Origin of the sequence: Abiotrophia defectiva ATCC 49176 (assembly GCF_000160075.2) — a bacterium.
Taxonomy (GTDB): Bacteria; Bacillota; Bacilli; order Lactobacillales; family Aerococcaceae; genus Abiotrophia; species Abiotrophia defectiva.
In genome coordinates, this window is the sequence record NZ_KI535340.1 from 915,027 (window position 1) to 936,064 (window position 21,038).

The window sequence follows — 21,038 nt, forward strand, 5'->3', positions numbered from 1 at the left end:
ATTCCTCCTATAAATCGGTATCTTTGAGGCGAATGTCGCCTGATACGGTGTTAATTTCTAAATGAACGGGGCGTTCTTGGTTGGTCATCAGCCGTTGGAATTCCAGGCTGTGATGACGGTGAGTTTCAACGTCTAGGTGGCCAATACGGTGTTCCACGTCGCCTGAGCTAGATTGGGCGCTGCCTTCTAGGCTTAAGTTAGCTGGAATGGCGATCTTGACATCGCCACTGACTGTGCTGACCTTCATGGCAGCCGGCGTCTCATCGCGCTTGGTTAAGAGCAGGTCGCCACTAATCAGGCTAGCCGCTACATCGCCAATGGCACCTACCACGCGGCAGTCGCCGTTGGTTGTCTCAAGGTTGAGGCGTTTAACCTCTGCTAGGCGGTAGTCTAGATCTCCATTGGTTGAATGGTAGTCTAATAAGTCAGCTGCCACATCAGAAAGGTCGACATCCCCATTGACAGTCGTCAGATAAATTTCTTTGGCTTGGACACCGTCTAGCTCAATATCCCCTTGGGTGGTCTCAATTCGAACAGTTTCTAAGTCTTGGTCTGGCAGGGTCACTTCAATATCCGCTGACATATGGTCGTCTGTTACTTGCAGGAGCAAGTTGCCGTCGTCCATGGAGAGAATGCTGTGGGCTTGGAAATCTTCTAGGTTAGGATTTGGAATCTTACCGAAGAAGCTAGCCTTGACATTGACTGAGACTTGATCCACATGGGCGCGAGTGACTTTGACATCGCCTCGTGATAACTTAAAGTCTAACATTTTTAGGTCCTTAGCGTCAAAGTTAAAAGTATGCTCCCATTCATTGCCCAAACGGCCGTAGGCCCGAACGCCTACGCGAATGCCTTCACGCGCTGCCTTAAAGGCTGTGCTCACCACTTGACCAATGACCCGGCCCAGGCGGTTGGCTTCATTATCAATACGTTGACCGGCGCGGTCGGCTTTCTGGCCGAATTGATCCGCTGCCCGACTGACGTGGTCGGCTGCTCGTTGGCCGCCTTCATTAACTTGGCGAACGAAGTCGTTGAGTCGTTGGGCGAAGGGCTCTGAAGCAGGGCTTGCTGGCTTGTAGGCCTTGAGTTCTTCTTGGAGCTGGTCAATCTTTTGGCCTCGCTCCAGGACTTCTGCTGCTACTTGAGCTTTTTGAGCTTGGAGTTCTTCACTGAGCTCGTCTAATTCTGCTAGAATCTCGAACTCTCTTAGGCGTTGCTTAGCGATTAGGAGGGCTTGGCCTTCTTTTTCCAGGCTTTCCTCTAATTCTTGGCGCTTGGCTGCCGCTGCTTCTGCCTCTTCCTGGCTGAGTGAAGCTTCAGGTTGAGAGGCTTCGGGTGCTGGCTCTGCTGACTTGCTGTCATCTTGCTTATCTTCTTGTTTGTCATCAAGGCTTTGTTGGACGCTATAGATGATTTCTTGACCAAATTTGAGGCTCTTGTCGATGGCTTCTTGGACGGTAGCCTTGAGTTGTTCCGAATCGAAGCCCGCCTTCTTGCCCTGCTCAGACTCTTGGTCTGCTGGCGCTTCTTGATTGGTTGAGGCTTCCTGGTCCGTCACTTGGTCTTGATCTTGAGCGTCGGCTGGCTCCTCTACTTGGTCCGCTGATTTTGCTTGGGCCGAAGCTTCGAGGAGGCGAAGGGCTTCATCCATGGTAATGACTTGTTGTTTGACTAATTCAATGATTCTTTCTTTCTCATTCATATCTCTCACTCCTTAAATGAGGGCTTGTTTCTTAACTACACCCTTATTATGCCAGTTTTCCACTCGTTTGACATAGGGCCTAGGACCGATATTTGCTCGGACCTAGGGATGAAAAGAGCGACTGACAGGTCTCAGCCGCTCTAAACGCATGACTTATGCTAAGTTATAAGGAAAAATATAAATTATTATATATTGAAGCTTTGACAGTCTGCCTAGTAAAAGCCTATTAAATCAAGCTTTTCCAGCCAAAAGACGAACGTTCTTGTGAAATTCGTCCGACTTTGTGAAAAACGGCTAAGTAAGACCGTAAAAATCATGGTGCCAAACCCTATTTATTAGTGTAACACTAATAAATAGGGAACGTAAAATAAACAAATAAGACTGGGACAAATGTCCCAGTCTTATTTTATTTTTTCAATAATGGTTTGAGGTACTGGCCGGTGAAGGAGCCCTTGACTTTGGCTACTTCTTCCGGTGTCCCGGTGGCGATAATCTGACCACCGCGAACCCCGCCCTCTGGCCCAAGGTCGATGACATAGTCGGCGGTCTTAATGACATCCAGATTATGTTCAATGACCACTACGGTATTGCCCGCTTGGACTAGGCGGTCGATGACCTCTAGCAACTTGCGGATGTCGTGGGCATGAAGCCCGGTCGTTGGTTCATCCAAGACATAGAAGGTGTTGCCTGTCGAAACCCGCTGCAATTCGGCCGCCAACTTCATACGTTGAGCTTCCCCACCTGACAGGGTAGTAGCAGACTGACCCAGGCTAATATAGCCTAAACCAACATCTAGCAAGGTTTGGAGTTTGCGCTTAATTTTTGGAATCGCAGCGAAGAACTCCACCGCTTCTTCAACGGTTAGGTCTAGCACTTCGGTGATGTTGAGGCCCTTGTACTTGATTTCCAGGGTTTCAGAGTTATAGCGACGGCCACCACAGACCTCACAAGGCACGTAGACGTCTGGCAGGAAGTGCATCTCAATCTTGTTAATCCCGCCACCGGCACAGGCTTCACAACGCCCGCCCTTGATATTGAAGCTGAAGCGCCCTTTGTTATAACCGCGCAACTTGGCTTCATTGGTCTGGGCAAAGAGGTCTCGAATATCGTCGAAGACCCCCGTATAGGTCGCTGGGTTACTACGCGGCGTCCGGCCGATTGGGCTCTGATCAATGTCGATAATCTTGTCTAAACTTTCGTAGCCCTTGATCGACTTGAATTTACCTGGACGGGTCTTGGCCTTGGTCAGTTCCTTGAGCAAGGCCTGCTTGAGGATGGCATTGACCAAACTGGATTTACCTGAGCCCGAAACCCCCGTCACTGCGACAAAGCGCCCTAAGGGGAACTTGGCGGTGACATTCTGCAGGTTGTTCTCGTTAGCTCCCGTAACGGTCACCCAACCCTTGTCTTCCTGACGACGGCTGGCTGGCAAGGCGATTTTCTCCTGACCTGACAGGTATTTACCTGTTAAGGAATTTGGATTCTTCATGACCTCTTCTGGTGTCCCACATGCGACCACTTGGCCACCGTGCTCACCAGCACCCGGCCCAATATCAATAATATAGTCGGCTGTCATCATGGTTTCTTCGTCGTGTTCCACCACAATCAGGGTATTGCCCAAGTCCCGCATCTGAGTCAGCGACTGAATGAGACGAGAGTTATCACGTTGGTGGAGACCGATTGAAGGTTCATCCAAGATATAGAGGACCCCACTGAGGTTGGAGCCAATTTGGGTAGCCAGACGAATACGTTGCGCTTCCCCACCTGACAAGGAACCAGCCACCCGGCTCAAGGTCAGATAATCTAACCCCACATTATTAAGGAAGGTCAGGCGATCGGTCACTTCCTTGATAATGGGCTTAGCAATGACTTCATCGGCCGGCCCAAAGGTCAGGCTCTTGAAGTGAGCCAAGGCATCACTAATAGACAATTCGGTGGCTTGGGCGATATTGAGGTCCCCTACCCGAACTGATAAGGCCGTTGGGTTGAGACGTTGGCCCTGGCAGGCTGGGCAGATATGCTCGACCATGTACTGGCGCATGACTTCCTTGGTGTAGTCGGAACCCGTATCGTTGTAGCGGCGTTCCATATTGGTAATAACTCCTTCAAAGACCGTATCCACCGTCCGCGTGCCGTTTCCCGACATTGGGGTATAGGTGAATTTGAAGCTGCGTCCGTCTTTGACCCCATACTTAAGGTCTGCTTGCTGGGACTTTTTGAGCTTCTTATAAGGAACATCCATGGGGATGCCTTCCTGTTCACAGAATTGGCGCATCATGGACATATAGTAGTTGGAACTGATTGGATTCCAAGCGACAAAGGCCCCTTCTTCCAAGGTCAGATTTTCATCGGGAATAGCCAAGGCCTCGTCCACTACTAGACGGGAACCTAAGCCGTCACAGCTTGGGCAGGCACCAAAAGGCGCATTGAAGGAGAAGAGACGGGGCTCCAACTCGCCCATCTGGAAATCGCCATGCGGGCAGGCAAAGTGTTCATTGAAACGCATCTCCTGACCGTCAATGACATCGATAATGACATAGCCTTCAGATAGTTTGAGGGCAGTCTCCATGGAGTCGAAGAGGCGGGAGCGGACGCCATCCTTGATGACGACCCGGTCCACCACGACGTCGATATTGTGCTTGGTATTCTTGGCTAGTTCAGGCACTTCGGTGACATCATAAATCTGGCCATCCACTCGCACCCGGACAAAACCGTCCTTGTTAATCTTCTCCAGGGTCTTCTGATGCTGGCCTTTTTGATTACGAATCAGAGGGGACAGAATTTGGATACGCGTACGCTCAGGTAGGTCTAGGACCTGGTTGACCATCTGTTCAACAGATTGGCGTTGAATAGGAATATGGTGATGGGGACAGTAGGGTACCCCCACACGAGCATAGAGCAAACGCAGGTAGTCGTTAATTTCGGTTACCGTACCGACCGTTGACCGCGGGTTGTGGCTAGTGGTCTTCTGGTCGATGGAAATAGCCGGGCTCAGGCCTTCGATGGAGTCCACATCTGGCTTATCCATTTGACCTAGGAACTGGCGGGCATAGGCCGACAAACTCTCCACATAGCGACGTTGACCCTCCGCATAGAGGGTGTCAAAGGCCAGGGAGCTCTTACCTGACCCGGAAAGCCCCGTCACTACCACCAGCTGGTCACGCGGAATCTCTAGGTTAATATTTTTTAAGTTATGGGAACGTGCCCCTTTGATTACAATTTTATCTTTGGCCATTGTCTTTCTCCTCTGGTTCAATCTTACCTTACCCATTATAGCACACTTAGTCTCCCAGGTGCGAAAATTTGTTCGCAAAAAAAGCGCCGGCCTTCAAGGGCTAGCGCACTGCTTGATAACAGAAACATTCTGGCTCGTGGTCATTGACCATGCCGATGGCTTGGAGATAGGAATAGACCGTCACACTGCCTAGGAATTTAAAGCCCCGCTTCTTGAGGTCCTTGGTTATGCGGTCGCTCAAGTCGCTTCGGGTCAGCCGCTCCCCTGGGGGCGGAAAGACCACCTGGCCCTCCGTAAAGTGCCAGATATAGGCATCGAAGCTGCCCCATTCCGCCTGCACCTTGAGAAAGGCCTGGGCGTTGGCAATGGTCGCTCGAATCTTGCCCCGATGGCGGATAAGGCCCGCATCCTGGGCTAGGCGTTCGACATCCTCTTCCTGATACTGGGCGATACGGCCATAGTCATAGCCTTCCAGGGCCCGGGCAAAGTTAGCCTCCTTGGATAGAACCAAGCGCCAGGACAAGCCCACATGGAAGGATTCCAGGACCAACCATTTGAAAAGGTCTAAATCCTGGTGCTGGGGCACGCCCCAAACCTGGTCATGGTAGGCCTGGTAATAATCTGGCATATTGGTTGCCCAGGCGCAACGTTTTTTACTTGCGTCCATGATCCTTGCCTTTGGCTTGGTCATCCTGGTCATGGTCATCTTCTAAGGCGCTTGGGTCAAAGGCAAATTGGTCGGTAGGATCAACGAATTCCTTCTCTTCTTCATCTAGGACCAGGCCTAATTTGGCCATGGCAGCCTCTAAGTCTTTATCGTTTTTCAATAAGAAATCTTCATCTTTTAATGCCATAAGTCTTCCTCCTCTATTAATCGGTCAGGTCGTGATAGGCCTGATAGACGCTTTGTTTTTTCAGTCCGTAAGTCTTGGCCACTTGTTTAATGGCTTGCTTGGAATTGAGGCCTTCTTGAGCCATGAGGTCTTGGACCAAGGCCTTAAGATCGGTCTCTGCGGTCAGCTCAGGGCCCATCTCGGCCTTACCCCCGCCAGCGACCAAGAGGACACATTCGCCCTTGATTTCCTGGTCAGCTAGGCACATGATCACTTGATGGACATTGCCCCGAATATAGGTCTCATATCGCTTGGTTAACTCCCGCGCTATGACCACAGCTCGATCCGGCCCCAATTCCTGGCGAATGGCCTGGAGAGCCTGCTTGATGCGGTGGGGCGACTCATAGAAAATGGCCGTCGCCTCCTGGCCCGCCACTAGATCTAAGACAGCGACCTGGCCTTTCTTATCCCGTGGGAAGAAGCCGTAATAGGTGAAGGTCTGGCAGGATAAGCCCGAAGCAATCAAGGCTGTCAGGGCCGCATTGGCGCCTGGCAGAGCCACCACCGCTAAGCCCTGACTAAGGGCCGCATCCACCAAGGGATGACCTGGGTCATTAATTAGAGGCATGCCAGCATCTGACACCAAGGCCAAATCCTGACCTTGCGCCAGACGTTCTAACAAGGGCTGGAGGCGGTCAGCCTGGCTATGTTCATGGAAGCTCTGCATAGGCGTCTCAATCTCAAAATGGTTTAAGAGTTTAATGGTATTACGGGTATCCTCCGCCAGAATCAAATCTGCTTCCTTGAGGTGGCGAATAGCCCGGAAGGTCATGTCCTCTAAGTTACCAATCGGCGTTGGCACCAAGTAGAGGGTTCCCCCATTCCAGGACTCAAAGCTCCGTTGTTCCATCTTGCACCTCCAGGGGAATAATTAAGGGTTGGCTAGCCGATAAGGACGTCAAGCCATGGCGGAAGAGATAGTCTTCTTTCTGGGCCCGAGTCAGTCGCTTAAAACGTGCCTCTGCCCGCATGGCCAAAGACCGGCTAGGCCGCTCTTCAGCATAGAGCAGGCGAACTGGCCGGCGCTTGGCTTGTTGGGTATACTTGGCGCCCTTGCCAGCATTATGACTGGCAGTCCGCGCCTCTAAGTCCACCGTATAGCCGGTATAGAGCGTATGGTCTGCGCAGTAGAGCACATAGAAAAAATACTGTTTAGTCGCCATAATAAATTGCCTTCATTTCTGGGGTGTATTGCTGGTCCGGCCCATACATGACAATCGGCGGCTCCACCTTCAGGCCTTGGCGCCCCCCTGCGTAGATGGCTTCAACCAGCACCACCTTGGCCACCTGGTCAGCCTTGCCATAGGCAAATTGCAGGCGATGAACACTAAAGCCCGCCCCTAGCAAGGTCTCCATCAAGTCGTCTAGGCGGTCTGGCCGATAGACACAGAAGAGCTTGCCTCGGGTCCTGAGCTGACGCTTGGCTTGGGCCACCCATTGCTCCAAGGTCAAGTAGACCTCATGCCGGGCAATGGCATGAGAGGTCAGGTGGTGTTGGGTCTGTTTGTTAGTGACCGAGAAATAAGGAGGATTGCAAGTGACAACGTCATAGAGGGGGCGCGCCGCCTCCATGGTTTTAACATCCCCTTGGCGAAAAGTCAGCCGGTCCGTCAGATTATTGAGCTGGCAAGAGCGCTGGGCCATGTCCACTAGGGCCTCTTGCAGTTCAATCGCATCTATGTGACCGGCTGTTTTGGCACTGAGTAGGAAGGGAATGACCCCTGTCCCACTGCAGAGGTCCAGAATTCTGGCCGTCTGGCGTCTTGGCACCTTGGCAAAATGGGCCAAGAGGATGGCATCGACTGAGAAGGCAAAGTAGTCTGGATTTTGTATAATCGATAAGTTCTCGCGGGCTAGATAGTCTAGGCGCTCGCCAGGCTTAAGTAAGTCAGTTGCGTCTGTCATAAGCCCCTCCTAGTGGTTGTCTCGCTGGAAACTATCCAGGAGATTCTGACAGAAGATGCACTCTTCGCCTGGCTCTCGCTTCATACCATAGAAGGTATGGCAGATGTGGATGCCTTCCTGGTAGAAGGTCTGCAATCGCTCGCGTCCTGCCTGTTGCCGTTTGGCTGGCGCCGCCTGACTAGTCTCCTCCTGATGCTTATCTTCTTGCTCTTGGGGTAGATCCGACAGGGGTGGACTGGCTTCGCTAACGACCGATGCTAACTGGGCATTGGCCATGCGAAGGCGGTTATTTTCATGGGAAAGTTCTGTTACCTGGTGCTTGAGTTGCGCCATGGTATCACTTAATTGGCTAAACTGACTATCCATTAGGGCCAGAATCTGGGTCAAGTTTGACTCATCCATTAGCACAACATCCTTTCATTATCAATAAGAGTGAATTGGCTGGCTTAGCGCCCCATCTTAAATCGTAAGACGCACTGTTCTAAAGCCAACTGAGGGGATACATTAGCCAAAATCCGCTGCTTAGCTTCTAACAAGAGCTGGTTGACCCGCAAGAGGTCAGCCTGGCTAGGCAAGCCTTGTTTGGCCAAGTCGGTCAAGAAATGCCCCTGGAAATCATAGGCTGCTGCCTTGGTTAGGAGCTGATGGGTCAGACGCAGGCAATAATCTGCTAGGTCCAAGCCGCCTTGCTGGGTCAGGTCTCCTTTGAGACGGGTCTGCAGGGCCACAAAGGCCATGGGGTCACCCATCACTAGCTGGCGATACCAGCCATTCCAGGTCTTGATGGCCTGCTCAAACTGGGTCGCCTCATAGTCGCTGGTCCAACGGGCCACCGTTTCCTCTCTGAAACCTGCCAGAATCTGGGCATGAACGGGCAAGACGCCGTGAGCCTCCCAGTCCGCTGCCTGGGCTTGGCGGTCTGGCGCCTCCAAATGTAGGACTTGAACCCGTGACAAAATAGTCGGCAGGAGCAAGTTGGCACTGGGACTCCAGAGGAAGAGATAGACATTGTCCACCGGCTCTTCCAAGACGGTCAAGAGGGCATTGGCCGAAGAAGCGTTGAGGCGTTCAGCCTGCTCAATAATAGCAAACTTACCCCGCCCTTCTAGCGGGCTCTGCCCCAACCATTCCTTAAGTTCACGGACCTGGTCGACCTTGAGGGTCTGGCCTTGAGCCTCTAAGTAATAGATATCGGCATACTGGTTATCGGCAATCCGTTGACGGATAGTCCTTGGGTCGCCAGCGCTATCTGCACAGAAATAGTCTTGGGCTAGGGCTGTCATGACGGCTCGCTTGCTAGTCATGTCCCCACCTGTCAGCAGGTAGGCATGGGCTAGGTGGCCTTCCTCAACCTGCTGGGCAAAATAAGCCTTGAGGGCTTCGACGCTATAGGTAGCCATACCAGTCGCCGCCTAGAATTGGTGGAAGCTTTCGATTGGCAAGACGAAGACGGTTGCGCCCCCTACTTCAACTTTAACAGGCAGGTTGACAGCTGAGTCTAGCCCCATATCCAAATGGAGCGGAGCGCTGACATATTGTTCACGCGCCTTAGAACATTGGTCAATAATCTTCAAGACTTCCTCAATCCGTTCTTCTTCAATCCCAATCATAAAGGTAGTGTTGCCGGCCCGTAAGAAACCACCTGTGGTAGATAACTTGGTAGCACGGACATTGGCATCATAGAAAGCGCGGCTCAATTCGTTTTGGTCTTGATCTTGAACAATAGCAATAATTAATTTCATCATGATACTCCTTCTCCTCTCTGTCTCTAGAGGGCATGTTGATGTAGAACGTCAATACAAGCAGCCACAACCTGGTCTAGTGGCGCCTGGCCGTCAATAACCTTAATACGCTCTGGCGAGGCTTGGGCCAAATCTAGGAAGGCCTGGCGGACCCGGTTATGGAAGTCCAAGGATTCTTGGTCTAGGCGGTCATACTGGCGCTGACCACGAGCCTGATGAATGCGGGCTAGGCCCACCTCAGCTGGCACATCGATTAAGAGAGTCAGAGCCGGTAGTTGGTCTTCCACTGCAAACTGGTTAATGGACCAGATCAGATCCACCGGAATATCGCGAGCCATCCCTTGGTAAGCCAAGGACGAATCCACGAAGCGGTCGCAGAGGACGATTTTGCCTTGACGCAAGGCTGGTAGAATTACTTCGACCAAGTGTTGGCGACGGGCTGCCGCAAACAAGAGAGCCTCTGTCCGCGGGTCCATGGCGATGTGATCCACATCTAGAATGACCCGTCTAATTTCTTCCGCGATGGGCACGCCCCCCGGCTCGCGAGTAGTCAGGACTTGATGGCCCTGGCCCTCTAAATAGGCGGTCAACTCCGCAATCACACTGCTCTTGCCGGCCCCATCAGGACCTTCAAGGGTTATAAACTTTCCTGGAAACATGCCTTCTCCTCACTTTGTCTTTCCACTATAATTCACGTCGCCCTTCAATGGCCCGGAAGAGGGTCATCTCATCGGCATATTCAATGTCACTACCTACCGCCAAACCATGGGCTAGGCGAGTCACCTTAATGCCGGCTGGCTTAAGCAAGCGGGCCAAGTACATGGCGGTTGCTTCCCCTTCAGCCGTGGCATTGGTGGCTACAATGACTTCTTCAATCTCCGTCTCCTGCAAACGACGCAGGAGTGAAGGAATATTCAAATCTTCTGGCCCCGTGCCTTCCATGGGTGATAAGACCCCATGAAGGACATGGTAGAGGCCATGATATTCATGCATTCGCTCCATGGACATGACATCCCGGGCATCTTCTACCACCAGGACCGTCTTGCTGTCACGACTTGGATCGGAACAGATGACGCAGAGCTCGCTGTCCGTGATATTGCCGCAAGTCGGGCAGAAGCGCAAGTCGCGTTTGACTTGAATCAGGGCTTGGGCGAACTCGGTCACGTCGGATTCTTTCATGTCAAGGACATAGAAGGCCAACCGAGCCGCTGTCTTGGCTCCAATACCCGGTAATTTGGTAAAACTATTGATTAACTTCGCGATAGGTGCAGGGTATTGCACTGGGTGGCCACCTCCTTTGATGGTTTATAGGCTAGAAGGGCAGGTTCATGCCTTGGGTGTATTTACCTAGGCGAGATTCCGTCGCTTGGTCTACTTGCTTCAAAGCATCGTTCACTGTTGCGATCACTAGATCTTGTAACATCTCGATATCATCTGGATCTACCAAGTCTGGCGCTAGGTCCAACTCTACTAATTCCTTCTTACCGTTGACTTTGACGGTTACTAGTTGGTTAACGTCTTGGGCTTGGAAGATAGTGGCTTCAATGGCCGCTTGCTCCTTGGTCATTTCCTTTTGCATTTTTTGGATTTTTTGCATCATGCCTTGCATGTTGCCCATATTTCCCATTCCACGCATCTTTATATCTCCTTTTAGGGTTGCTTTATTTTTCGTAATCAATGTCGACCACATCTTGACCAAAGAGGGCCAAGGCTTGGCTGACAACAGGTGGGAGGCTGTCCTGATCTGGTGCCTGTGCGAAGACAGGGTCAACCGTCGGCAAGTCCTCCTGGTCCGCTACTGGCTGAGCGGGTTCTGGCGTTTCCATTGGCAGACCAAACAAATCAGTGCCTGGCTCACTTGCTTCTGGCGCCTCTGGTAGGTCCATCATGACTTGTTCCAGGCTTTGGAAGTCGTCTGATGGTGGGCTGGTTTGTTCAGCTTCTAGAGGCTCCGCCTCTAGGGCTAGCCTAATAGGTTCTGCCACGGCGCCAATTTTGATTGGACCGCCCGCTTGATCATAGAGGACCTTATAAGTCTGGCGCACCTGACTCCACTCACTCTGTAAGACAAAGGCCAGAGCGACTGGCCGGTCAAAGTGGCGAGCCAGTTGGCGGCTGAGTTCTTGGACGAAATCAGCATCTTGTTGGACTCGACCACAAAAGTCCTGGCTCTTGAAGGCCAAGAGAATACGTTCAGGACCTGCTGCCTGTACCTCTGCGCCCGTCAAGCGCACGCGGTCTTGTGGTGGCAAGGATTCTAGCCAAGCAGCCCAGCCACTTTTGAGCTGGCTGACGTCTTGACGTGTGGCTTCATTGAGGACGGCATAGATGGCATCCGTGTCCAAATGATAGGCTTGGCGCTGGCCAGCAGGACGCTCGCGCGGTACCCTTGGTTGGTCATCCTCCGCTGGGGCTTGAGGGCTAGGGACAGCTTGAGCAGGAGCCCCTGCACGCAACTGGGCTTCCAATTGGCGAACCTTGGCCTCCAGGGCTTGCACCTGACGCACAAGATCGGCCACGGTGCCTGATTCAAGGCCAGAGGCTACTGGCTCATTGGCGACCTCTTGGGCCAATTCAATGGTGGCTACTTCTACGAAGAGATCGGCCTGTGTAGCAAAACGCATTTGGTTTAAGGCCTGATTCAGTCTTTCAATTAGATTGTAATAAAAGCAGTTGTCCCCAGCTTGACGCAGAGGCTTGAGTTCTGCTTCGGTCAGGAGGGTGAAGTTGTCTTTGGAATTCAAGGTCAACAAGAGGTCCCGGCAGAAGAGAATTAGCTCTTCCACAAAGCGGTTGGCCTGCTTACCTTCTTGAAGACTGGCCTGCAGGATGCTCAAGGCCTTAGGCCCGTCCTGGGCTTGCAGGGCAGTCAGGTAATCGATATAGACGAGCTGAGACAAGGACCCTGTCACTTCCAAGGCAGATTGAACAGTCACCGCTGAGCGATTATAGGAAAGGGCTTGGTCTAACAAACTCAAGCTGTCCCGCATCCCACCATTAGCGGCCCGCGCAATCACTGCTAGGGCTTCCGCTTCAAAGTCAATCCCATCTTGTTCCAGAATGTACTGCATGCGACCGACTAAGTCGGCCTGGCTAATGCGGCCGAAGTCGAAGCGTTGGGTCCGCGAGATAATGGTGGCTGGAATCTTATGAGGTTCCGTCGTCGCTAGGATGAAGAGAACCTGAGCCGGTGGCTCTTCTAAGGTTTTGAGCAGGGCATTAAAGGCCCCGGTGGTCAACATATGGACCTCGTCGATGATATAAACCTTGTAGGTCGCTTGACTCGGCGCATAGCGCACTTTGTCCCGCAGGTCACGGATTTCCTCGACCCCGTTGTTGGAGGCCGCGTCAATCTCAATGACGTCGCTTAATTGGCCAGCTGTAATGGCCTGGCAAAGTTCACACTGGTTGCAGGGATTGCCATCTGTCTGGTGTGGGCAGTTGACCGCCTTGGCCAGAATCTTGGCCGCAGAGGTCTTCCCTGTTCCCCGTGGCCCGGTGAACAAATAGGCGTGGCTTAATTGCTGGTTCTTGACCGCATTTTTCAGGGTTTCAGCGATGAGGGGTTGTCCCACCAACTCGTCAAAACTTTGGGGCCGCCAGACCCGATATAAGGCTTGATAACTCATTGTCCACCCTCCTTTTTGGGCACAGATATTTCCTATCTATTATAGCATACCTCACCCCCTATCCGCTAGGCGGGGACTTAGAAATCTCCATTGGCCTCATGGTCTCCCTATTTATCTATTCTATAGATAAATAGGGTAGAAGTTAGCAAATCTACGGTTATTTTTCTTAACATATTTTCAAATCTAGTTCTTTACGGAGCCCCCTAGCTCAAGCTTCTTCATCCTAGCAAACCAAAAAGGCTGGGACCTAATCCCAGCCTTTGGCTCTAGAGCCATTCATTATAACGTTTGATATAAGCTGCTTTCACTACTGTCACTAAGGCCATGTAGGCGACAATAATCAGCAGTAAGGCGATAAAGTACGGCGCATTCAATGGTGCCAACTTAAGTGCGCCAGCTAATGGCGTATAAGGTAAGATAGTTACGGCGAAAACTGCAAAAAGTGAAGTGACCACTAGGGAGAAAGCCGGTAGGGACTGCACAAAAGGCAATTTTGGTGAGCGTAACATATAGATTACCATGGTTTGCGACCACATGGACTGAATGAACCAACCAGTTTGGAATACCATGAGGAAGTAGGCTGGATCAGCTGACTCAAAATAGCTGGTTCCCGTAATCATGGGCCCAATCAGGAAGAACATCACCATAAAGGTGATAATATCAAAGATAGACGATGTTGGCCCCATCCAAGCCATAAAGCGTGTAATGGATTTTGCTGACCATGCCCGTGGCTCCTTGAGAAATTCAGGATCTACATTGTCAAAAGGTAGGGCAATGCAAGATAAGTCATAGACCAGATTGAGCACAATCAGATGTACAGGTGCCATCGGTAAGAATGGCAGGAAGACCGACGCAAACAAGAGGGAGAAAATATTACCAAAGTTAGAGCTGACCGTCATCTTGATATATTTGGTCATGTTGGCGTAGACCTTACGGCCTTCAATTAAGCCTTTTTCTAAGACCAAGAGGTCCTTGTCTAATAGGATTACATCGGCCACTTCCTTGGCAATATCAACCGCTGTATCAACAGAAATCCCCACATCTGACACGCGTAAGGAAGGCGCATCATTAATGCCATCCCCCATATAGCCGACCTTGTGGCCCTTGGCTTTGAGCAGGCGAATAATACGGGCCTTTTGGTCTGGTGAGAGTTTGGCGAAGATGGTAATATCATCAACCAACTCACCTAATGTCTCATCGGTCATCGTGTCAATATCTGTCCCTAGCAGAATGTGATCAACATCTAATCCTACCTTTTCGCAAACTGTCCGGGCCACCTTCTCGTTGTCCCCAGTCAAAATCTTAGTTGCCACGCCATGCTCGCGTAGGGCCTGGATGGCTGGCGCTGCCGAAGGCTTAGGTGGATCTAAGAAGGCTAGGTAGCCCATAAGAATCATGTCCGATTCATCTTGGACTGTGAAGGCATGGTGGGGATTGTCATAATTCTTGTAGCAGACCCCTAGGACACGTAGCCCTTGGTCATTGAGATTACTCATGGCTTCTAGGACATCAGCGCGAATCTCGTCCGTTAGCGCTATAATCTGGCCGTCATCTTGGACATAATTGGAAATTGACAGCATCTCTTCTAGGGCCCCTTTGGTCACCATGCGGACTTGGCTCCCTTCTTGAACGATAACACTCATACGACGACGTTCAAAGTCAAAGGGGAGCTCGTCAATTTTCTTGTAACGACTGGCTAGGTCCCGTAGGTCCTCATGTTCTAGAGCTTCTTTCTCAGTACGACCAATAATGGCCCGATCCAGAAGATTCTTAAGTCCTGTCTGGAAGTAGGAATTAAGGTAGGCAACCTTAAGGACTCCTAGGTCTAGCTGCGCATGAATGTCCAAGGGATACTCTAGGATAATTTCGTCCTGGGTTAGAGTACCGGTCTTGTCTGTACAGAGAATGTCAATAGCGCCTAAATCCTGAATGGCGTTGAGCTTCTTAATCACGACTTTTTCTTTTGCCATGATAACAGAGCCTTTGGCCAGACTGGCTGTGATAATCATCGGCAGCATCTCAGGTGTCAAACCAACCGCCACACTTAAGGCAAAGACACCTGCTTCTAGCCAGTCCGAATCGGTCAGCCCATTAATAACGAAGACCACCGGTACTAAGACTAGCATCAGACGTATGAGCAGCCAGGAAATGCTGTTCATCTCCTTCTCAAAAGAAGTCGGCTCGTCATAGGTGTTCAGCGTCTTCTCAATCCGCCCAATCAAGGTATGGTTCCCCGTCACCAAGACTAGGGCAGTAGCACTTCCGCTCACTACGTTGGACCCCATAAAGACGAGTTGCTCCGCCTCCAATGGGCTCTTGTTAGCTTGACTAGGGTCAGGCAGGGCATAAGCCTTCTTCTCGACGGAATCACTCTCACCCGTCAGGCTAGATTGTTGGACGAAAAAGTCGCGGGATTCTAATAGCAGGACATCTGCCGGAAGCATGTCGCCGGCGCTTAATTTAACCAGGTCCCCTACAACCAATTCATCAATCGGCACCTCACTCTCTTGCCCATCTCGGATGACCGTAGCAGTGTTAACAATCAGGCTGGATAAATTGCTGGCAGCCTGGTCACTCTTGAGCTCTTGGAAGAAGCGAATAGCACCAGATACCATAACTAAAACAAGGATAATAATAGGGGTGGTCGGATCTTGCTCACCAGGTTCGGCTAAAATGACATTGGTCACTAGGGAGACCAAGGCAATAATCAGCAGAATGACGGTGAAGGGGTTAATAATGGATTCATAAATTTTTTGCCAGAGACTAGCCTGGTTGGCTTTGGTAATGACATTCTCACCATAAGTTTCGCGATTGACTTCAACTTGCTCTGGGCTCAAGCCACGGGGAGAGCTCCCTACTTGGGTTAGGAGTTCAGCCGTTGGTTGCATCATTGCTAATTCTAAACGTTCTTTTGCTGTTAACATGGGTTCACCTCTCTAATTTATAGGGTTACCCAAATAGCCAAACCAGGGCGTGTTCAGCGCCTTGGCTTCGATATTCAGGTTTTGGCCTCAGTATTGGTTCACTATCGGCATTCGGCATGCTGAACACTCCTTTCTTAGTTGATTTTTGCGCAGTAGGCATCAAAAAAGACTTTACCTCGTGATGGCTTAGACCATGACAAGATAAAGTCGTCTCACTTTCTCATTCATCGTCCAAGCTTTAACATCATAGGGCGATGAAATGACGTTAGTCGCCGCCTTCTCGACAGCAACTGCTAACCAACGCGAAGTGTCTCCACTTCTTTGCGGTAGTCATCCGTATCCCTATGGTAGTCTCACCTACCGAATTGCACCCTTAGTATAGCGCTAATATTTGGCTCTGTCAATCAAAAAAATGCCCCCAAATGGGAGGCATTTCGGGCCTTAATGGCCACGATGTTTTTCTCGACGTTTAGCCTGCTTAAGGGCAAATTGGCGCGCTTGGTGCTCGCGTTTATTGGCGCTTTTTTGACGCTTGCCCTTTTGTTGTCGGGTCTCTTGCTGGACCTTCAAGGCAAGCTGAGCCTTGGTACTGGCTACTGGCGCCTCTACTAAGGCGCGTTTGGCTTGGCGCAAGAGACGTTTGGGGTTGAGCCTTTTGTGCGGGTCTAGCTTTTCTTGGTCCACTGCCGGACTCCAAGTCAAGTCTTGCCAGATACTGGGTAGCTTGGCCAAAAGCTGAGGATTAGTCGGTTCTTGGCCGAAGGTGTAGGTCGCCACCCGCATGCGCTTGGCCTCACGCCATTCCAAGCGCCCTAGCCAAAAACTCCCGTCGAAATATACTGTGAGACAGATGCTTTCCGTCATAACAGTCCCTCCTTTTTTGAATTCAAATGAAGGGACAACCCAGGAGGGGCAGGTTACTGCTAGCCAAAGCTAGGACCGGACTACCAACCGATTCATGTGTTTTTATCATTCTACCTTAGTATACAACGTAGCATAAGAAAAAACCATTATATCATATATGATATAATGGGCAGTTTTAATGGTACTCGATAAATAAAAAAATAAGCACATGGCTTTGTCACTTATAGCTGCTACCTTCCGGTCCTGACTCGATTCATGACGCCGCCATTGCCTACTCTTATTCTAGCAAAAGCTGATTCAAAATGCAAGATGCAAGCCACTAGGCCCCCCCTACCTCGCCAATTTCCCCATAAAAAGAAGCTAGGAATGACTTCCTGGCTTGCTTCACTATTAGGCAATGTCGTTGCTACATTGGCCTGTTTCCAGGTAAGACTTGAGGTTATTGAAGCTGGTTTCCACCATGTTCTCTACTGCCTCATCGGTGTAGCTCCCCATGTGAGGGGTTAATAAGACCTTAGGATAGAGGTCAACCAATTTCTTAACCGCAGGATCGCTAATCTTTTGACCGCGCAAGTCCTTGAAGAAGAATTGGCTCTCGTTCTCTAAGACATCTAAGCCTGCCCCAGCCAAATGACCAGATTCGATGGCTTCAATAATGGCATCCACATCCTGCAACTCACCGCGCGCGGTGTTGACCAAAATAGCCCCTGGCTTCATTTTGCTGATAAATTCCTTGGTGATGACCTTGCCATTAGCTGGAATGTAAGGCGCGTGAATGGAAATCACGTCTGACTTAGCTAAGAGCTCATCTAGTTCTACTTGGGTGCAGATATGGTCTACCCCTTCTTTTGGAAAGGCGTCGTAGGCTAAGACATTCGCGCCCAAGCCCTTGAAGAGGGTTGCGGTTGTCAAGCCAATCCGGCCAATCCCAACCACACCAACGGTACAGTTACGGATTTCCTTGGCAAACATTTGATTGTCCACACGGAAATCTTGTTGGCTAGTGCGATTAGTGGTGTAGGCCACGTTACGCAAGAGGGTCATGGCCAAGGTTAGGGCCAATTCAGAAATGGCGTTAGGCGAGTAGAAAGGCACATAAGCCAACTTAAAGCCTAATTCCTTGGCATAGGCCACATCGATATGGTTAACACCAACAGTCCGGGTCAAGACATATTCTACGCCCAATTCCTTGTAGATGTCTAAGACTTCCTTGTTAGCCCAGCAGTTACCACGTAAGATAACCGCTTGGCAACCAGCAGCTTGACGCGCTTCTTCAGGCCCATTCAAGTAGTTGGCTACACAGACTAAGTCATAGCCAAACTTTTGATTGACGGCTTCAAAAATTGGTAGTTCGACGTCACGGACGCCATATGCTAATACTTTCATGATTTGATAATACTCCTTTATAAAAGAGGAAAAGTAGACCGAGGTCGGAACCCCGTCTACTTTGCCTAGTGCTTGTGACTAATTATAAGCCTGCGAAAATCCCTTGTCCTACGACAATCCAGAAGATAATCGCCAAGATGCTGAGCACGGTCGCCAAGAGGGAGACGTTACTTGCTAGAACCGCTTCACGGTCGAATTTAATGGCATAAGCCACCGCAACCGTTGCTGGTGGGGTTGCTAACATGATAATGATCCCCATAGCCGCTTCAAAGCCCATTGGCAAGAAGAAGTTGATGGCGAAGATAAGGGCTACAAAGATAGCAGGGACAAAGAGTAATTTAACGACTGAGTAGTACCAAGCAGCTTTTTCTTTGACGGCATCTGCAATCGAGATGTTACCCAAGGTAATCCCGATAGCTAACCAAGCTAATGGAGAGCTCAAGTCTGCCAAGTAGGTCAGGGCCTTGAAGAGCCATGGCGCAGTTAAGTCAATACGTAGGAAGGCGACGTTCACCATTTCCTTGGTCTTAGGATCCATAACGGATACTTGTGGTAAAGAGCCTTGGAAGAGCCAGATAAGGAGACCTGCGAAGGTCGCAATCACAATAATGTTCCCGAAGATAGACTTAAGGTTCTTCTTCTCGAATTTAGTGCCACTCATGCGGATCAAGCCGTAAGAGTAGAGGAAGACCCGGTAAGCCAAGTTGAAGATATTGGCGTAGAGTACCCCGGTTGCCCCTAGTAAGCCGTTGATGATTGGGATACCGAAGAAGGTGGTTGACCCAAAGGTTGTCAGAACAGATAAGGTGGTCTTGCGGTCTCCCTTTTCCTTAACGAAGAAAAGCTCACCTAGGACAATCAGAATCACGTAGGCTACAAAACCAAAGATAAAGACGTTGAGACCCTTGGTGAAGGTTTCCTTGCTTATTGGCGCCATAAAGGCCTTAAAGGCCAAAGCCGGAATCGCCACTGATAGGACTAGGTTACTAATGACCTTGCCGCTCTTTTCGTCGACAATATTCTTCTTACGAATATAATAGCCGACTAAGATAATAGAAATTGTAGAGAAAATGTTCTCTACAAACTTGGGGTTACTTAAAACCTCAACTAACTTATCAAATACTTGCAATTGATAATGCCTCCTTAAATAATTTTGAGACGGTCCTGGACCGTCAACGTTCCTATTGTACCACAAAGGGAGCGCCTTGTTGACACTTTTTTATGAAAAAGTTCATTTTTGCAAACCAGCTCAAATCCGCCTTCCTAGCCAAGAAAAAAACGCTCAAGACTAGCCCTTAAGAGGGCTGACTTGAGCGTTGATTTTTGTATTAATTAGTCAGCTTGTCCATCCGCTTGCTTGGCTTGCTCTTTGCGCAACTTATTGCGCTTGCGAAGGCCTTGGAAGAAGTTTTTGAGCTTGTCGCTACACTGGGCTTCCAGTACTCCCCTAATGACTTGCGGTTGGTGGTTGAAGCGGCTGTCTTCCAAGAGATTCATGAGACTGCCGGCACAACCGCCCTTGGGGTCACTCGCCCCGTAGACCACCTGATCCACCCGCGATAAGACCAGGGCGCCCGCACACATAGGGCAGGGTTCCAAGGTCACATAGAGGGTGCAGCCCTCTAGGCGCCAGGCGCCCAGGGCTTGGTTGGCGGCCTCAATGGCCAGGAGTTCGGCGTGGGCCGTGGCCTGGTGGTTGACCTCCCGCAGATTGTAGGCTGAAGCCAGGAGGACGCCGTCCTTAACTAAGAGGGCGCCGATGGGCACTTCGCCTAGGGCTTGGGCCTGGTCGGCCAGTTCTAGGGCCTGCTGCATCCAATATTCGTGCTGGGCCAAGTCGGTAGGCGCCAGTTGGCTTGCATCCATCATGGCCTCACCCCTTATGTTCCAGGGCCAGGTAGCTGACAATCAGATCCGTCAGGTGTTGCAGGTTGAGCCCCGTTTCCTTGGTGTATTTGCTGAGACGATAGGTCAAGGTATTGCGATGAATATAGAGTTCATCGGCTGCCTGACTCAGGTTGCCCTGATGTTCAAAGAGGGCTCGCACCGTCGCCGCATAGTCTGGATTGTGCTTGAGGACATCGTGCAGTCGATCCATAAAGGCATACTGCTTGGTCACCTCGCGCCCTACCAGGCGTAAGAGGACTGAGGTTAGGGGCACAATTTCAGGCTCCATAATCTGAGACAGAATACTGTGAACCAGACGCCGCTCATCTTGGAAATGGGCCACATAATCCTGGTCCAACTTGGCTACTAGGCCGACACAGCCCCGGGTCACCGTCTCAAAATCGATGTCCAAGGTCTTAATAATGTCCACCAAGGCGCCAACGTGCTCCATGCCCCGTAGGCAGACTAGCCAGCGATTGGCTTCATCTGGAATGACCACTTCAATGGCTTCCAGAGAATCTTCCAGGGTTTGCTGCCACAAGACAGGGTCGAAGGTCTCTGACTTGGCCTGCATAATCAAATAGATGCAGACCAGACTGCCCCGCATTTGGCCTTCCAGTGGCTGTCCTTCTAGGAGAAAGGCCCGCCAGGCCTGTTGATGTGGCGCTAAATCCACGACCGGCACCTGGGGGGTGGCCTTGGCCAAGCTCATCATAAGCAAGAGTTCTTCTTCCTTGCTAGTCAGGTCAGCCTGAGGAATGGCCAGGCCTTGATCCCCTAATTGGACAATCAGATAGCCGGGCAGCACCGCATCCGGTGCGACTGCTTGGGCCTGGGGATAGAGTCTTTGCAGTTGTTCAAACATGGGCTA

20 protein-coding genes, 1 other RNA gene and 1 riboswitch are annotated in these 21,038 nt (G+C 50.8%); all 21 genes read right to left on the reverse strand.

What is annotated here, in order from left to right:
* Positions 1-7: 7 nt before the first annotated feature.
* The gene (locus GCWU000182_RS04160; RefSeq protein WP_023391519.1) at positions 8-1,702 is read right to left on the reverse strand and encodes a DUF4097 family beta strand repeat-containing protein; all 1,695 of its coding nucleotides are present in this window, start codon (positions 1,700-1,702) and stop codon (positions 8-10) included.
* A 406-nt stretch (positions 1,703-2,108) separates the two neighbouring features.
* Positions 2,109-4,937: an excinuclease ABC subunit UvrA gene (gene uvrA, locus GCWU000182_RS04165; protein WP_035364064.1), complete on the reverse strand. Its 2,829-nt coding sequence runs from the start codon at positions 4,935-4,937 to the stop codon at positions 2,109-2,111.
* Positions 4,938-5,037: 100 nt separating this feature from the next.
* Positions 5,038-5,604, reverse strand: a complete 567-nt coding sequence (locus tag GCWU000182_RS04170) for a DNA-3-methyladenine glycosylase I (protein ID WP_023391521.1) — start codon at positions 5,602-5,604, stop codon at positions 5,038-5,040.
* Positions 5,591-5,791, reverse strand: a complete 201-nt coding sequence (locus GCWU000182_RS04175) for a hypothetical protein (protein ID WP_023391522.1) — start codon at positions 5,789-5,791, stop codon at positions 5,591-5,593. The genes GCWU000182_RS04170 and GCWU000182_RS04175 overlap by 14 nt, the downstream gene beginning before the upstream one ends.
* A gap of 16 nt (positions 5,792-5,807) precedes the next feature.
* Positions 5,808-6,680, reverse strand: a complete 873-nt coding sequence (gene rsmI / locus GCWU000182_RS04180; protein WP_023391523.1) for a 16S rRNA (cytidine(1402)-2'-O)-methyltransferase — start codon at positions 6,678-6,680, stop codon at positions 5,808-5,810.
* Positions 6,661-6,993, reverse strand: a complete 333-nt coding sequence (locus tag GCWU000182_RS04185) for a GIY-YIG nuclease family protein (protein ID WP_023391524.1) — start codon at positions 6,991-6,993, stop codon at positions 6,661-6,663. Before GCWU000182_RS04185 ends, rsmI begins: the two co-directional genes overlap by 20 nt.
* The gene (locus GCWU000182_RS04190) at positions 6,983-7,735 is read right to left on the reverse strand and encodes a tRNA1(Val) (adenine(37)-N6)-methyltransferase (protein WP_023391525.1); all 753 of its coding nucleotides are present in this window, start codon (positions 7,733-7,735) and stop codon (positions 6,983-6,985) included. The genes GCWU000182_RS04185 and GCWU000182_RS04190 overlap by 11 nt, the downstream gene beginning before the upstream one ends.
* 9 nt (positions 7,736-7,744) lie before the next feature.
* A complete protein-coding gene (locus GCWU000182_RS04195) occupies positions 7,745-8,137 on the reverse strand; it encodes an initiation control protein YabA (RefSeq protein ID WP_023391526.1) in 393 nt (130 codons plus the stop codon).
* 44 nt (positions 8,138-8,181) lie between these two features.
* Positions 8,182-9,135, reverse strand: a complete 954-nt coding sequence (locus tag GCWU000182_RS04200; protein ID WP_023391527.1) for a DNA polymerase III, delta' subunit family protein — start codon at positions 9,133-9,135, stop codon at positions 8,182-8,184.
* A 12-nt stretch (positions 9,136-9,147) separates the two neighbouring features.
* On the reverse strand, positions 9,148-9,477 hold the full coding sequence (locus GCWU000182_RS04205) for a cyclic-di-AMP receptor (protein WP_035364067.1): 330 nt from the start codon (positions 9,475-9,477) through the stop codon (positions 9,148-9,150).
* A 26-nt stretch (positions 9,478-9,503) separates the two neighbouring features.
* Positions 9,504-10,136: a dTMP kinase gene (gene tmk / locus GCWU000182_RS04210; RefSeq protein WP_023391529.1), complete on the reverse strand. Its 633-nt coding sequence runs from the start codon at positions 10,134-10,136 to the stop codon at positions 9,504-9,506.
* Positions 10,137-10,161: 25 nt separating this feature from the next.
* Entirely contained in the window at positions 10,162-10,758 is a 597-nt protein-coding gene (recR, locus tag GCWU000182_RS04215; RefSeq protein ID WP_023391530.1) for a recombination mediator RecR, read from the reverse strand.
* A gap of 31 nt (positions 10,759-10,789) precedes the next feature.
* The gene (locus tag GCWU000182_RS04220; RefSeq protein WP_211234432.1) at positions 10,790-11,113 is read right to left on the reverse strand and encodes a YbaB/EbfC family nucleoid-associated protein; all 324 of its coding nucleotides are present in this window, start codon (positions 11,111-11,113) and stop codon (positions 10,790-10,792) included.
* 25 nt (positions 11,114-11,138) lie between these two features.
* A complete protein-coding gene (dnaX, locus tag GCWU000182_RS04225) occupies positions 11,139-13,106 on the reverse strand; it encodes a DNA polymerase III subunit gamma/tau (RefSeq protein WP_023391532.1) in 1,968 nt (655 codons plus the stop codon).
* 266 nt (positions 13,107-13,372) lie between these two features.
* Entirely contained in the window at positions 13,373-16,030 is a 2,658-nt protein-coding gene (gene mgtA, locus GCWU000182_RS04230) for a magnesium-translocating P-type ATPase (protein WP_023391534.1), read from the reverse strand.
* Positions 16,031-16,246: 216 nt separating this feature from the next.
* Positions 16,247-16,402, reverse strand: a riboswitch (M-box (ykoK) riboswitch).
* 69 nt (positions 16,403-16,471) lie between these two features.
* Positions 16,472-16,894 (reverse strand): YjdF family protein, encoded by a 423-nt coding sequence (locus tag GCWU000182_RS04235; protein WP_023391536.1) that lies wholly within the window; start codon positions 16,892-16,894, stop codon positions 16,472-16,474.
* A gap of 191 nt (positions 16,895-17,085) precedes the next feature.
* An RNA gene (gene ffs / locus GCWU000182_RS09845) (signal recognition particle sRNA small type) lies at positions 17,086-17,175 on the reverse strand.
* A 109-nt stretch (positions 17,176-17,284) separates the two neighbouring features.
* Positions 17,285-18,280 carry a 2-hydroxyacid dehydrogenase gene (locus GCWU000182_RS04240; RefSeq protein ID WP_023391537.1) on the reverse strand — a complete coding sequence of 332 codons (996 nt, stop codon included), beginning with the start codon at positions 18,278-18,280 and terminating at the stop codon, positions 17,285-17,287.
* Positions 18,281-18,362: 82 nt separating this feature from the next.
* Positions 18,363-19,409 carry an AEC family transporter gene (locus GCWU000182_RS04245; RefSeq protein WP_023391538.1) on the reverse strand — a complete coding sequence of 349 codons (1,047 nt, stop codon included), beginning with the start codon at positions 19,407-19,409 and terminating at the stop codon, positions 18,363-18,365.
* 203 nt (positions 19,410-19,612) lie between these two features.
* On the reverse strand, positions 19,613-20,149 hold the full coding sequence (gene tadA / locus GCWU000182_RS04250; RefSeq protein ID WP_023391539.1) for a tRNA adenosine(34) deaminase TadA: 537 nt from the start codon (positions 20,147-20,149) through the stop codon (positions 19,613-19,615).
* Between the two features lie 4 nt (positions 20,150-20,153).
* Complete coding sequence (locus tag GCWU000182_RS04255; RefSeq protein ID WP_023391540.1) at positions 20,154-21,032, reverse strand: PucR family transcriptional regulator; 879 nt, start codon at positions 21,030-21,032, stop codon at positions 20,154-20,156.
* Between the last annotated feature and the right edge of the window lie 6 nt (positions 21,033-21,038).